At 41.6% G+C, this 15176-nt stretch carries 9 protein-coding genes and 1 tRNA gene; 6 read left to right on the top strand and 4 right to left on the bottom strand.

Annotated elements, in window-relative coordinates:
- Window positions 1-61: 61 nt before the first annotated feature.
- The 4 genes from ACOOE0_RS08105 to ACOOE0_RS08090 form a co-directional block, all read right to left on the bottom strand.
- On the bottom strand, window positions 62-1051 hold the full coding sequence (locus ACOOE0_RS08105) for an acyltransferase family protein (protein ID WP_420402206.1): 990 nt from the start codon (window positions 1049-1051) through the stop codon (window positions 62-64).
- Window positions 1052-1118: 67 nt separating this feature from the next.
- The gene (gene rimM / locus ACOOE0_RS08100) at window positions 1119-1649 is read right to left on the bottom strand and encodes a ribosome maturation factor RimM (RefSeq protein ID WP_420401965.1); all 531 of its coding nucleotides are present in this window, start codon (window positions 1647-1649) and stop codon (window positions 1119-1121) included.
- Window positions 1650-1660: 11 nt separating this feature from the next.
- Window positions 1661-2251, bottom strand: a complete 591-nt coding sequence (locus tag ACOOE0_RS08095) for a 30S ribosomal protein S16 (RefSeq protein WP_420401964.1) — start codon at window positions 2249-2251, stop codon at window positions 1661-1663.
- Window positions 2252-2371: 120 nt separating this feature from the next.
- Window positions 2372-3787, bottom strand: a complete 1416-nt coding sequence (locus ACOOE0_RS08090; RefSeq protein WP_420401963.1) for a sulfatase — start codon at window positions 3785-3787, stop codon at window positions 2372-2374.
- A gap of 161 nt (window positions 3788-3948) precedes the next feature.
- On the opposite strand from ACOOE0_RS08090, the gene dnaE reads away from it, so the two are divergent.
- The 6 genes from dnaE to ACOOE0_RS08060 all read left to right on the top strand — a co-directional run bounded on the left by dnaE (window position 3949) and on the right by ACOOE0_RS08060 (window position 14917).
- Window positions 3949-8334: a DNA polymerase III subunit alpha gene (gene dnaE / locus ACOOE0_RS08085; RefSeq protein WP_420401962.1), complete on the top strand. Its 4386-nt coding sequence runs from the start codon at window positions 3949-3951 to the stop codon at window positions 8332-8334.
- Between the two features lie 105 nt (window positions 8335-8439).
- The gene (trxA, locus tag ACOOE0_RS08080; RefSeq protein ID WP_138835863.1) at window positions 8440-8757 is read left to right on the top strand and encodes a thioredoxin; all 318 of its coding nucleotides are present in this window, start codon (window positions 8440-8442) and stop codon (window positions 8755-8757) included.
- 80 nt (window positions 8758-8837) lie between these two features.
- Window positions 8838-9767 (top strand): DUF58 domain-containing protein, encoded by a 930-nt coding sequence (locus tag ACOOE0_RS08075; RefSeq protein WP_420401961.1) that lies wholly within the window; start codon window positions 8838-8840, stop codon window positions 9765-9767.
- A gap of 125 nt (window positions 9768-9892) precedes the next feature.
- Window positions 9893-9966 (top strand) — tRNA-Asp (locus ACOOE0_RS08070).
- A 179-nt stretch (window positions 9967-10145) separates the two neighbouring features.
- Complete coding sequence (locus ACOOE0_RS08065; RefSeq protein WP_420401960.1) at window positions 10146-14216, top strand: FG-GAP-like repeat-containing protein; 4071 nt, start codon at window positions 10146-10148, stop codon at window positions 14214-14216.
- A 5-nt stretch (window positions 14217-14221) separates the two neighbouring features.
- Window positions 14222-14917 carry a hypothetical protein gene (locus tag ACOOE0_RS08060; protein ID WP_420401959.1) on the top strand — a complete coding sequence of 232 codons (696 nt, stop codon included), beginning with the start codon at window positions 14222-14224 and terminating at the stop codon, window positions 14915-14917.
- The last annotated feature ends 259 nt before the right edge of the window (window positions 14918-15176 follow it).

The raw sequence follows: 15176 nt of genomic DNA, 5'->3' as shown, positions 1-15176 counted from the left end.
AACCAACATTTGATTCCCAATAAACGTATTGGACAAGATAATCCATTAATTGGAGAATAAATTATTGCCCTTCAACCCTCCTATTTAATCGATTCGTGACAAGACTTTTCCCTAGATGTATAAACCTTGATTCTATTAAATAGTAAACAAGCAGACTTAGAATCAACGTTATTAAGCTGCTCATTAAAAAGAATTTTACCGGCTCTTCCCCTTTCTGCAAAAATCGATTGAGATACCAGAAAACAATAGGATGTATTAGATAAATCGAATATGAAATATGACCCAAAACTTTTAAAATTGAGCTAAGGAATTTTATCTTTCTATTCGGAATAATCAAAAATGAAATGGTAAATAAGATGGTTACCGTTGAAAACACCAATCTATTATATTGGGTAATCAATGCTATTCTGTTCCCTGAAGCAGGCCAAATAACAAAAATCAAAATCGCCAGCAAAAACAAACTCCATCCCAACTTTACATTCTTATATCCATTATAAAAAAAAGCGACGAACATTCCTCCTACAAAAAGGAACAATTGATTAAATGGATTAATATACTCATCCCATTGGTCTCCTAATGGTATTTCTGGATCCAATATGTGGAACGCAAAGTAATACCCAACTAAAACCGAAACACCAAAGCACAGCCAAATTCCGTACTTAAATCTTCGGCTCAAAAGTATAATTAGAGGAAAAAAAACGTAAAAAACCAACTCATTCCCAATAGACCATGCCCCCGTGGATATATATTCCCTTGGAGCTACAAAACCAAATGCCCCAGTAAAGTTTAGCCATAGCTTTTCAGTTGGATAGGTTCTATTTAGCAGAAAGATATTGAGTAAAATGGAAATCCATAAAAGTGGATAAATCCTAAAAATCCTTTTAAGAAAGTAAGAGGGTAAATTCCTAACAACCAACCTCTCCGAATAAACCAAAAAAAGGGTCAACCCGCTTAATACGTAGAAAGCTGAAACTCCATAAATTCCCAATCTACTTAATGTTGAATCGCTCGGCAAAGCCCCATAAAGCCATGCATTATAATGGTATATCATTATGACTATGGCCATTAGCCCTCTTAAATAATCAAGGTTGTCAATTCTTTTATCCATTAAGCATATATTAACTTGAAATATACAAGTTTACCAATCCTTCAGGGGTTTTTACGTGAATAATTTTTGATTCCCGATCAACTTTTATAATGATATCATCGCTAATGGGAATCAGCAGTTCTTTCCCATCCTTTTCGGCTTCAAAAAGTTCTTGGGATGCACTATCATTTACCGCTTTTATTACCCCGATATCCCCATGCACCTTATCTACAAGATTAAAGCCAATGACTTCATGAAAATAAAACTTGTTTCCGGATAGCGGAGGTAACATGGTTAAGGGTAGATACAATTCAGAACCCATGATTTTATCGGCAGAAACCTCATCCTTCACCTCCTCAAAATCGATACGCAGTAGAGCCGACTTATGCAATCGGCAGCGGTCAATAAAAAATGGAACCAGATTGTTTCCCAATGAAACAAAAACTGATTCCATGTTTTCGTAGTTTTCAGGTTCGTCGGTATCGAGCTTCACCAATACCTCCCCCTTAAAACTGTATTTTGAGACGATTTTGCCCAAGTAGAAGCAATCTTCCTTGCGCATCGTCGGAACTTTTACTCTTCTTCCTTGGCAGCTTCAGCCTCAGCAGCAGGAGCTTCTTCGGTTTCGGCAGCTGGCTCTTCAACTGCAGGAGCTTCCTCTGTGGCAGCCTCGGCAGCAACCTCTTCGCCTTCAGCAACTGCTTCTTCCTCTACTTCAGGAAGTGCAGCAGCAGCACGCTTCTCATTGGCTTCTTTCTCAGCTTCCAATGCTTTGGCCTTTGCTTCTGCCTGAGCTTTGCTCAAACCATCTCTTTTGGCTTGAACCGCCTTTTCCTTCTCTTCCAACCAAGCGTTGAATTTCTCCTCAACTTGCTCTTCGGTCAATGCGCCTTTACGAACCCCACCCAACAAGTGGTGCTTCAACAAAACACCTTTGTAAGAAAGAATGGCTCTTGCAGTATCTGTAGGTTGTGCACCATTCTGCAACCACTTTACAGAATTGTCCACATTAACATCAATGGTAGCTGGATTGGTATTGGGGTTATAGGTTCCCAATTTTTCCAAAAACTTACCGTCTCTTTTTGCTCTTGAATCTGCGGCCACAACCCAGTAGAAGGGTTTTCCTTTTTTACCGTGTCTCTGAAGTCTAATCTTTACTGGCATATCACATTAATTTGTAGGGTGCCCGACCCTGGTTATTAATCCTAATTTTAGTTCGCTTTCACTTTAAGCGGGTGCAAATATACTTGATTTCTTTTAATGCACAATGACTTACGCGACTTTCTATTCCCTTTCTGCCAATTGATCTTTACCAGGTACCAAGTTGGCTTTGTGCCCTTCCACCAACTCCTGGATTTGAGTCAAAATCTCTCCATTACCATCTGCAATATCAAACTGTTCCGAAGCATCATGATTCAAATGGTACAATACGGGAGGATCATGCTCTTCCCGATCTCCAAATTGACCATACACCCCTTGGGTAATAAAATGCGCTTTATAATCCCCCAAACGGGCGGCATAAAGTTCCGTTCCCCTATAGTACATGATATGATTCCGTGGGCTAGGTTTCAGTTCCATCAAAGTAGGGCCAAGATCATAGCTATCCATAATCCGATCTTGGGGAAGTTCTGCCTTGGCCATGGCGCTGAAGGTCGCGAAAAGGTCCAGGGTAGAACCCAAATCTGTAATAACCCCAGGTTTAACATGTCCTGGACCCCAAAAAATGCCAGGTTCCCGCATACCGCCTTCCCAAGTAGAGCCTTTCCCTGCTCTTAAAAGACCTGCACTTCCACCATTATTCTTAAAGGGGAGCCATGGCCCATTATCAGAGGTAAAGACCACAATGGTATTTTCGGCCAAGCCTTCCGTCTCAAGTGCCTCCAGAATTTGCCCTACCCCATGGTCAATCTCTTGCACCACATCACCATAGAGTCCGCGTTTGCTCTTGCCCGTTGCTTCTTCTGAGGCAAACAATGGTATATGGGGAAGGTTATGCGCCAAGTAAATGAAGAAAGGTTTATCCTTATTCTTTTTAATGTAGGAAACGGTCTCTTCTGAATATCTTTTTGTTATAGTATTTTGATTCGCTGGTCTTTCAATAATCTCAGTGCCACGAATCAAGGGCACATTAAAATGTTCGGTTTTGATATCTTCATCTTGTTGGCTCCAATAGTCCCCGTTTGGGTATTCGGCCACTCGATCCATATCATTGGAGTAAGGAATCCCAAAGTAATAATCGAATCCATTGTTGGTGGGCAAATACTGTTCCTTATGACCCAAATGCCATTTGCCGATGGCCGCGGTAGCATATCCTACCTTCTTCAGTTGTTCAGCTAGGGTTATCTCATTGGCAGGTAAGCCATTTTTGGAATCAGGGAAGAGAACCCGACTTTTATTACTGGCCATACCACTTCTCACCGGAAGTCTTCCTGTTAGCAAAGCCGCTCTACTCGGTGTACAAACACTGGCTCCCACATAAAAATTGGTCCACTTCTGTCCTTCATGGGCCATACGGTCCAAATTAGGGGTGAGAATAGTGGGATTCCCATAGCAGCTCAAATCCCCGTACCCCAAATCGTCGGCAAAAATGACAATGAAATTAGGAGGGGCACTTTCTTGTTCTGGTTCGGGTTTAGGTTCTTCCTTGCAAGAAGTAAGGATCAAAAAAATTGATAATAAAAGACAAAAAGAGTTTCTCATTTTTTTAGGTTGGTTTGAAATGCTAAAGATAGCGAATGTACATTACAAGCATAAAAATCAAAGCTTATGAAGGAAGTTAATAACTCCTAAAAACTACATTTTAAAATAGCTTTGTGTTTATCTATTTTTAATCATTTATTTTTTGCTAGCACAGCCCATTTATGTACTTAATATTTGACACCGAAACCACAGGATTACCAAAGCGCTGGGATGCTCCGATTACGGACACGGATAACTGGCCCAGATGCGTTCAGATTGCTTGGCAACTGCATGATGAAATGGGAAATCTTGTGGAGCATCAGGACATGTTGGTGAAACCTGATGGATTCAATATCCCCTATGAATCAGAACAGGTGCATGGGATTTCCACTGCTTTGGCAGAACAGGAAGGCGTGTCCTTACAACAAACCTTGGAAGCTTTCAACCAAGCCCTTTCCAAGGCCAAATTTGTGGTGGGTCAAAATGTAGATTTCGATGTCAACATTATGGGATGTGAGTTCCATCGGATGGGGGTAGCAAACAAGCTAACGTCTCTTCCCGTACTGGACACTTGTACAGAGGACACGGCAGAACTCTGTAAAATTCCTGGGGGTCGGGGTGGAAAATTCAAGTTGCCTACCTTGACCGAACTGCACCAACATCTCTTTGGGGAACCTTTTGCCGAAGCACATAATGCCACCGCAGATGTTGAGGCCACAACACGTTGTTTCTTGGAACTGGTCAGACAAAAGCACTACTCCATCGAGCAACTGGATGTTCAACCAGATTATTTTGAACATTTCTCCGAAGCCAATCCGCAAGAAATACAACTGATTGGCCTTAAACACATCAATCTTAAAAAGGCTTCCAAGAAAATTGCGGATGCCCTTTGGGCCAAGGACACCGATGAAATTTCGGAGGATGAAATCAATGAAAATGTTCAGAGTCTGGCGGATGCGCCCTTTGCACATTTACATAACCACTCCCAATTTTCGGTGCTACAATCCACCATCAACATCAAGAGTTTGGTGAAGGCCACTGCTGAAAACTCCATGCATGCTGTTGCCTTGACCGATCATGCCAATATGATGGGAGCTTTTCACTTTGTAAAGGAGGTAAAAGCACATAACAAAGGCGTCAAAGAGCGGAATGCTGAACTGGAGGAAAATGGCGAAACACCCTCTGACAAAGAAATTACCCCAATCATAGGTTGCGAGTTCCATGTTTGTGAAGAGCATACCAATAAAAATATCAAGGATCACGGATATCAGATTGTGTTGTTGGCCAAAAACAAAAATGGTTATCACAACTTGGCAAAAATGTCCTCTATTGCCTATACAGATGGCTTTTACTACGTACCGCGAATAGACCGTAAGGTGGTTGAGCAGTACAAAGAAGATGTTATCGCCCTAACAGGAAACCTCTACGGGGAAGTTCCTAATAAAATCCTGAATGTTGGCGAAAAGCAAGCTGAAGAAGCTTTGCTGTGGTGGAAGGAGCAGTTTGGGGAAGATCTTTATGTTGAAATGATGCGCCATGGACAGGAAGATGAAGATCGTGTGAACCAAGTTTTGGTGCAACTGGCCAAAAAACATGAAGTAAAATTGGTAGCCACAAACAACACCTATTACTGCGACAAAACGGATGCTGAAGCGCACGATATTTTACTTTGTGTAAAGGACGGTGAAAAACAGGCCACCCCTATTGGACGAGGTCGGGGATATAGATACGGATTGCCCAATCAGGAATACTATTTCAAGTCTTCGGACGAAATGAAAGCCCTGTTCAAGGATATACCACAGGCCATCCTCAACACGCAGGAAATCGTGGACAAAGTGGAGCCTTTTGACCTGGCCAGGGATGTACTCCTTCCAAAATTTGACATCCCGGAAGAATTCAAGGTAGCCGAAGACCTTGAAGATGGCGGAAAACGAGGGGAAAATGCATACTTGAGACATATTACCTACAATGGCGCCAAGAACAGATATGGTGAGATTACCGATGAGATTACCGAGCGGGTGGATTTTGAATTGAGCACCATTCAAAATTCTGGCTATCCAGGGTACTTCCTGATTGTTGAAGATTTTATTAGGGAAGCCCGAAATATGGGAGTTTCTGTGGGACCTGGACGTGGCTCAGCGGCTGGTTCCGTAGTGGCCTACTGTTTGGGCATCACAAACATCGACCCCTTAAAATACGACTTGCTTTTTGAGCGGTTCCTGAACCCAGATCGAGTGTCCATGCCAGATATTGATATTGATTTTGATGATGAAGGGCGTGGCAAGGTCATGGATTATGTGATCAACAAATATGGGGCGAACCAGGTGGCCCAGATCATCACCTATGGTACCATGGCGGCCAAATCCTCTATTCGGGATACCGCTAGGGTTTTGGATCTTCCGTTAAACGATGCGGACCGTATTGCCAAGTTGATTCCCAACATGTCCAAACTCAACAAAATCTTTGGGGTTGAGGAAGCAGATCTTAAGAAAAAATTCCGTTCCGATGAGTTGGAAAAGGTGCATGAATTGCTGAATATCTCTGAAGGAGATGATTTGGAAGGCCAGACGGTGAACATGGCCCGTGTGCTGGAAGGTTCACTCAGAAACACAGGGATCCATGCCTGTGGCGTCATCATCACCCCAGACGACATTACCAATTTTGTTCCTGTGGCCACGGCCAAGGATTCAGACTTGTACGTTACCCAGTTTGACAACTCCGTAGTAGAAAGTGCCGGTCTTCTAAAAATGGACTTTTTGGGATTGAAGACCTTGACCTTGATTAAAGACACGGTTAAAATTGTGAAAGCAAGAACCGGTATGGAACTGATTCCAGACGAGTTCCCTTTGGATGACGAAAAAACCTATGAACTCTTTCAACGCGGAGATACGGTTGGGATATTCCAATACGAATCCCCAGGAATGCAAAAGCACATGAAGCATCTGAAACCTACGGTTTTTGATGATCTTATCGCTATGAACGCGCTTTATAGGCCCGGCCCTATGGAATACATTCCGAGTTTTATCGCCAGAAAACATGGAGATGAGGAGATTACCTACGACCTTCCAGATATGGAAGAATATCTTAAGGAAACCTATGGGATTACAGTATACCAAGAGCAGGTGATGTTGTTGTCCCAAAAATTGGCCGGTTTCTCCAAGGGTGATGCGGATGTTTTGCGGAAAGCAATGGGGAAAAAGATTTTTGCCCTGCTACAAAAGCTCAAACCCCAATTCTTGGATGGCGGGGAAAAGAATGGGCACCCTAGGGACATTCTTGAAAAAATTTGGAAAGACTGGGAAGCTTTTGCCTCCTATGCTTTTAACAAGAGCCACTCTACTTGTTACGCTTATATAGCCTATCAGACTGCTTATTTAAAGGCGCACTATCCTGCAGAGTATATGGCAGCGGTACTGTCCAATAATATGAATGATATCAAGCAGGTGACCTTCTTCATGGAGGAGTGCAAGCGTATGGGGCTTGAGGTGCTTGGGCCGGATGTCAATGAATCCTATTACAAGTTTGCGGTAAACAAGGACAATGCGGTTCGGTTTGGAATGGGAGCCATTAAGGGAGTGGGCCGCTCAGCCGTGGAAACCATAGTGGAAAACAGGAAGGAAGACGGCCACTATAAGTCCGTTTTTGACCTGGCCAAACGTGTCGAACTTCGTTCCGCCAACAAAAAGGCTTTTGAAAATTTGGCCTTGGCCGGTGGTTTTGATTCATTTGGCGACACCCATAGGGCCCAATATTTTCATCATGAGGGTGATGGCGTGACTTTCTTGGAAAAGGCCATTAAGTATGGAGCCAAGTTTCAAGAAAACGAGAACTCTTCACAAGTAAGCCTATTTGGGGAGTCCAGTGAAGTACAGATTCCTGAACCAGTTGTACCGCCCTGCGAAGATTGGGGCACTATGGAAAAACTGCGTCGGGAAAAAGAGGTGGTTGGCATCTACATCTCGGGCCATCCTTTGGACGATTTCAAAAAGGAAATAACGGCATTCTGCAATAGCCATGTCTCTGCCTTTTCGGATTTGGAACCTTATGTCAATCGGGAGTTGACCGTAGCCGGTGTCATTACAGATGTGCAACATCGTATTTCAAAAAATGGGAAGGGATGGGGTCTTTTCACCCTTGAGGACTATACTGATTCGCATGAATTCCGAATTTTTGGAGAGGAGTACCTCAAGTTTCGTCACTTTTTAATGATCAATTCCTTTGTGCATGTAAAAACCTTTGTCCGTGAAGGTTGGGTAAACCGTGATACTGGAAAGAAAGGGGACCCCAGACTCCAGTTTAACGACTTTAAACAACTCCAGGATGTCATGGAGGCCTATGCCAAAAAGTTGACCATCAAACTGGATATAGATCGTTTACAGGAAAAAAGGATTCAGGCGCTAAAAGATACGTTGCGGTCCTACAAAGGAGATCATCCGCTCAACTTTGTGGTTTACGAAATGCAGGACGAAATCAAGCTCAACCTTTCCAGCAGAAAACAAAAGGTAAAAATCAACAGTGAACTGCTCTCTGCATTGGAAGAGAACGAGATACATTACAAGCTGAATTGAGGTGACAATAATTTATGTCAATGGCACAATAATGAAAACGAATGCATTCGCGGTAAGGAAAGTGGACAATATTTGACTAAATTTGCGAATATTAAAATAAATAAAATGGCACTAGAAATAACAGATGCAACCTTTGATGAAGTAGTACTAAAAAGTGACAAGCCCGTTGTTGTGGATTTTTGGGCGGCTTGGTGCGGACCTTGTAGAATGGTTGGACCTATCATCGAGGAAGTAAGTCAGGAATACGAAGGCAAGGCCGTTGTTGGAAAGGTAGATGTTGATGCCAATCAGCAATTTGCCGCTAAATACGGTGTTCGAAATATTCCAACGGTATTGGTCTTCAAAAATGGTGAAATTGTAAATCGCCAAGTTGGGGTTTCCCCAAAGAAGGTTTACACCGACGCTATTGAGGCTGTATTATAAGATAATCCGAAACTGGATTTTAAAAAAGGTTTGGCAAATGCCAAACCTTTTTTGTTTTATATTGATCCCATAATCTGGAAATGGATATACGATCAGAACTACATAAGGCCCAACTTTTCCAAAACTTGGAGCTTTTGGCCAATCAGATTGTGGAAGGATTTATCAGCGGTATCCACAAAAGTCCTTTTCACGGGTTTTCCGCGGAGTTTGCAGAACACAAAATCTACAATCCAGGGGAAAGTACCAAACACATTGATTGGAAGCTTTTTGCCAAGACGGACAGACTCTACACCAAACGGTATGAGGACGAGACCAATTTAAGATGTCATATGATCTTGGACAATTCGGGCTCTATGTACTATCCGGAAATTGGCAATTTGAGCTTGGAAAATCTGAACAAGGTTGGATTTGGAGTCTTGGCCATTGCCGCTTTGATGCAGATGCTCAAAAGACAGCGGGATGCAGTTGGTCTGAGCATCTATTCCAACAGTTATAATTTTTATACTTCGGAAAAAAGTAGCGAACGACATTTTCAGATGTTGTACTCCAAATTGAACGAGGTTGTTGGAACCAAAGAGACTTCGGACAGTACCAGAACATACACTTATTTACACCAGATTGCGGAAAAAATCCATAGACGTAGTCTAATATTCTTGTTTTCGGACATGTTCCAGACCGAAACGGAAGAGGCCCAACTGTTTGAAGCCTTGCGTCATTTAAAATATAACAAGCACGCCGTAGTCTTGTTTCATCTTATGGATTACAAACATGAATTGAATTTTGATTTTGACAATACTCCCAAGCGCTTTGTAGATGTTGAAACGGGTTCACATATTGATTTGTATGCGGACAACATCAAAGATGCCTATCAGCAAAAAGTGAAGGATTACCAGCAAGAGTTAAAGCTGAAATGTGCCCAATATCAAATTAAATATGTAGCGGTTGATGTGGGTTCCAGCTTTGCACAAGTACTTAATACTTTTATGATCGAGCGACAAAAATTTGTTTAGTTTCTTTTTTCAAAAAAATGTTTTGTTGAATCAAATTTGAGAATGTATATTTGCACTCGCTTTGCAAAAAGCATGAACAAGATTTGAACCTGGCTGTTGTTAGGGTCTGAAAAGATAAAATCATTGGTCTGGTAGTTCAGTTGGTTAGAATACCTGCCTGTCACGCAGGGGGTCGCGGGTTCGAGTCCCGTCCAGACCGCAAAGAAAAGCTTCACATATGTGGAGCTTTTTTAATTTCCCTCCTTTACTTACTTTCCAGACGTTGCCTAATTTTCTCATTTCATCGAGAACTATGAGATTTAGGAGGTTTTGTTATTGAAATGAAACTAAAATTTCTAAATTTCCGTTGGACATATATTCGAAACCCAACGTGCTTTTATGTTTAAAAAACTACTTCTTTCCTTAATTTGCTCGATTACAGTCGCATCTTCTTACTCCCAGATTTATTTCCAAGATTACTTGGTTGCTACTAAACTGGACAATCCTTATGTTGTTTTTCCAGCTGATTTAGATGGAGACGGAGATATGGACCTGATCTACGCGACCAATTCTTCCGATGATGAAATTTTCTGGTTTAAAAATATTGATGGCCAGGGCAACTTTGAACCTCAACAAAGCATTGTTACAAATGCCGGGAGTTTCAATTCCATATTTGCCGCAGACTTGGATGGCGACGGCGATATGGATGTGCTATCTGCTTCTACGAGAGATTCTAAAATAGCCTGGTATGAAAATCTGGACGGTCTAGGTGCGTTTGGCCAACAACAAACTATTGGTACTCCAGGTGGCGGTCATTCCGTACATGCCGGCGATATAGATGGGGATGGAGACATGGATGTTGTGGCAGGCTCCTATGGCAAGATAACTTGGTATGAAAACACAGATAGTCAAGGAGACTTTATTCTTAAACAATCGAGAGATTATCAGGAAACCGATACAGTAATTCTCCATGACATGGATAATGATTCTGATCTTGACATCTTATTTGGAACCGCGGCCATTTTTCTATCCGACAAAATCGCTTGGTTGGAAAACACAGATGGCAAAGGAGCATTTGATGTTGAACATGCTATTTCCAATGCCAATGATATCATTTCGCTGGATATTGCCGACCTCAATAACGATGGTAATTCCGATCTAATTTTTGCCTCTCCATATGGTGATAAAGTGGCGTGGCACGAAGGAATCGACGGATTGGGAAATTTTGGGCCTGAACAGGTAATTACCACAGAGTTTAAAGACCCAAGGACTGTTAGGGCTGCGGACATAGACGGTGATGGAGACATGGATATTTTTTCCTGTTCCTATGATGACTCAAATAGGTTTGATGTATTTAACCAGTACCGTATTGTATGGTATGAAAATCTTGATGGAAACGGAAATTTCTCAAGTCCCATTCCAATAAGCACTAGTAGACCAAAAGCAGATGACATTTATCCAACCGACCTTGATAACGATGGAGATGTAGATCTTGTTCATACCGGCAAGGGTGCAGGAGCGAACTTACATTGGTTTGAGAACACAAACGGGGATGGGCTTTTTGACACCGAACATACTATCGAAAACCAATGGAACTTATGCTTATCAAAAAAAGGAGCCGCCACAGCAGATATTGATGGAGATGGGGATAATGACATTGTATCAACATTTTGCGGTACGAATTCCGAAAGCAGCAGTATACTTTGGTTCGAAAACAAAGATGGACTAGGAGATTTTGGACCAAAACAAACGATTGCCACAAATACGGATTACTATAGTACCACCTTCAGCTTAAATGATATTGACCAGGATGGAGATATAGACATCGTGGCATCCTTTGAGGGATTGGATAAAGTGGTTTGGTATGAAAATTTGGATGGTTTAGGCAGTTTTGGAACCGAGCAGCTGATATCCAATCTAATGACTGCACCACGGTCAATGCACGCCGCAGATATGGATGGTGATTTGGACATAGATATCCTCATTGCCGATCAAGGTGAAGCTAAGGTGGTCTGGTTTGAAAATACAGATGGTGCTGGCAGTTTCAGTACTGAAAATGTCATTGGCAGTGACTTACAAGCTTCTTTTGTTTATGTTGCAGATTTGAATGGTGACGGAGAGCCTGATGTGATATGTGCTTCAGAGAACGAAGACAAAATTGTGTGGTATGAAAACTTGGATGGCAATGGTACTTATGGTACGGAAGCAATAATTACAGATATTTCAGAAAGAGTACTTACAGCCTTCGCAGATGATTTTGATGGTGATGGGGATTTAGATGTACTGTCGGCATCAATAGACAATACCAAAATTGCTTGGTACGAGAACTTGGATGGTGCAGGGAGTTTTGGAACGGAAAAAGTAGTTGCTTCCAGTTCTGGCAGTAGTTTCACCTCGGCACTTTCATCTGATCTGGACAACGACGGGGATATCGACATTGTATATTCTTTAAGGGACAGCAATGACGGCTATGTGAATAAAGTGGCCTGGTTGGAAAATTTGGATGGAGTAGGCAACTTTAGCGAAGAACGGCTAATAGAAATTGCTGATTTGTTCCTGATATACGAAATTACAGATCTCGACAATGATGGTAACATGGACTTGCTTTCTTCTGAGCTAGGATGGTACAAAAACTTAGGTACAGTTAGTTTACAAGGAATAGAAATAGATGTCCAAATTGAACAAATCTCGTGTAATGGTGCAAGTGATGCTGCTATTCAGGTAAATGCTGGTGGTGGGGAAGAACCTTACATGTATGAACTACTTGATGAAAATTCATCCGTATTGGTTGCTTTGCAATCAGATAACACTTTTTCTGACCTGCCCGGTGGAAACTATATCATCAAAGTGGTAGACGCTGGAAATCGTGAAGCCCTTAGCAATATTACCACGGTAGAAGACCCACTTGCCTTATCAATACAAAACAACATCATAAATATCGACTGTAAAGGAGCCAATAATGGAAGTATTGAAGTTGTCGCAATGGGAGGAACACCTCCTTATCAGTATCAATTAAATGGGAATGGATTTGGAAATTCAAATCTATTTGGAAACCTGGCACCAAACAATTACACCATTGACATAGTTGACTCCAACGGCTGCACAATATCCATAAATGAATCTATTATCGAGCCCGCAATGGAATTTACAGTGTCCAATATTATGGTAACGGATGTACTTTGCAATAGTCAACAGGAAGGAGCCATAGAAATAATTGTAACAGGAGGTGTCGCACCTTATCAATACCAAATCAACAACAGTACTCTTGTCGATTCTAACGTATTTAGCAATTTAAATGCGGGGCAATATGAAATCAAGGCCCGGGATAGTCTAGGCTGTGAGCTTTCGGCTATAGTTGATGTCACTGGACCAGAGTTATTGACCTTTACATCAGTTATTGTAGAACCAACTTCCTGCGACAACCTGAATACAGCAAATGTTTCAATCAATGTAGCAGGTGGCACCCCACCATATGAATACAGCTTGGACGGGGTAAGCTATGTCTCCGATAATGATTTTGCAAATGTAGAATCAGGCCTATACACCATTTACGCACTCGATACCAACGGATGCGAAATAATGGATCAATTTTTGGTTGACCTTGCATCCGGACCAGATTTTGACCAAGATGGTGTTGCGGATGTGTGCGATGAAGATATAGATGGGGATGGTGTATTAAATGAGGACGATCAATGCCCCTCAACTCTTTTGGGAAGTACAGTGGATATTACTGGCTGCAAAATATTTACCCTACCAACCAACAACTATACAATACAGACCATTGCAGAGTCCTGCATCTCGAGCAATAATGGGAGAATAAATATATCAGTAATCGAAAATAGAGATTATACGGCAACACTTTCATCAAAAGGCAACACCATAACATCTCAAAACTTTACAGAAAATACCGAGTTTTCAGATTTACAGGCCGGTGATTATATGGTCTGCATCACAATTCCCAGCGAACCTGGCTATGAAAAGTGTTTTACGTTGCAAATATTAGAACCTGAACCTTTGCTTGTCAATTCCATTGTTGATCCATTTGGTAAAACAGTAACATTAAAATTGAACGGTGGGACTAATTATATCATTAACCTTAATGGGGAGGTTCAAACCACAACTGAAAGTGAAATCACAATTGCGGTCACCAACCATTCCAACACCTTATCTGTTAAAACCAATAAGGAATGCCAAGGAGTCTATGAAGAATCTTTCCTTTTGGGACTTAATTCCACCGTTTATCCCAATCCTGTCTCAAATGGTGAAATAACAATATCCTTAAGTAGTAATTCAGAGGAGGAAACATTGCTGTCTTTGTTTGGAAGTGACGGCAGGCACCTGCTAAGCAAAACCTACGGCAACCAAAAGTTGAATCTCGCTCTTAATGTTGGTAGTCTACCATCTGGAATGTACGTTTTAAGAGTTAACCGAGGCCCAGAAGTATACTACCATAAAATAATATTAAGATAAAAGTCATGCATACCAAATCAACCCTTTTGCTAAGTGCTTTTGCATATATAATCATATCCTGTAGTAGTTCAATCGAACCTGTAGACCAATCTCTAGCGCCAGATGCTTCGGACTTGGTTTATCCAGAAAACAATAAAGAGTGTACAACTGGTATTGAAGTCGATGTTGAAAGAAGTACCGTGAACTTTCAATGGAATTCTTCTGCCAATACCGACTATTATGAAATAATCATCAAGGAATTGGGCACCAACGTTGAAATTAAAGAAAATTCCAACACCACTGAGCTAGAGGTAACAATAAAAAAGGGTGCCGCTTTTCAATGGCAAGTAGTATCAAAATCCAATATAAGCTCCGAAACTGCCACGAGCGAAGTTTGGAAGTTTTATAATGCGGGCGATGGTATAGTGAACCATGTTCCCTTTCCAGCTGATGTAATCACACCTTCGGTGGGAGGCAATTTAGATTCCAGCACCGCTAATGTCATATTGGAATGGTCCGCTAGTGATATTGATAATGATATTACTGGTTACGAAGTTTTTTTTGGAACACAAAATCCCCCTATAAACAGTATGGGTCAAACGGCAGATTCCAACATTGAAGTAAGTGTGGGTTCCGGTAATACTTACTACTGGATTATTAACACCACCGACTCAGCCAATAATATGTCAGTATCTGATGTATTCTGGTTTGAGGTGAACTGAATTGATCAATCGAGTTCCGTCCAGACCTCAAAAAAAAGCTCCACATATGTGGAGCTTTTTTTGTTTTGCTCCTTCCGCCTGTGATATACGACAACCCATATCTAAAATGCCTGAATATTGACTAGAATAAAACAGTTGGCAGAAATGTCCAGTTCCCTGCTCATTCCTTTTCAAGTACACATTCTCCAATCATTTTCAGTTGTACAAGCACGATATGGCTTTATGGCATATTCTAAATATTTGTTAAAAGCTTGTGGGT

The organism is Flagellimonas sp. (assembly GCF_965215805.1).
GTDB lineage: Bacteria > Bacteroidota > Bacteroidia > Flavobacteriales > Flavobacteriaceae > Flagellimonas.
The sequence above is the reverse complement of the archived record's forward strand: the minus strand, read 5'-3'. Positions and strand labels throughout refer to the sequence as shown.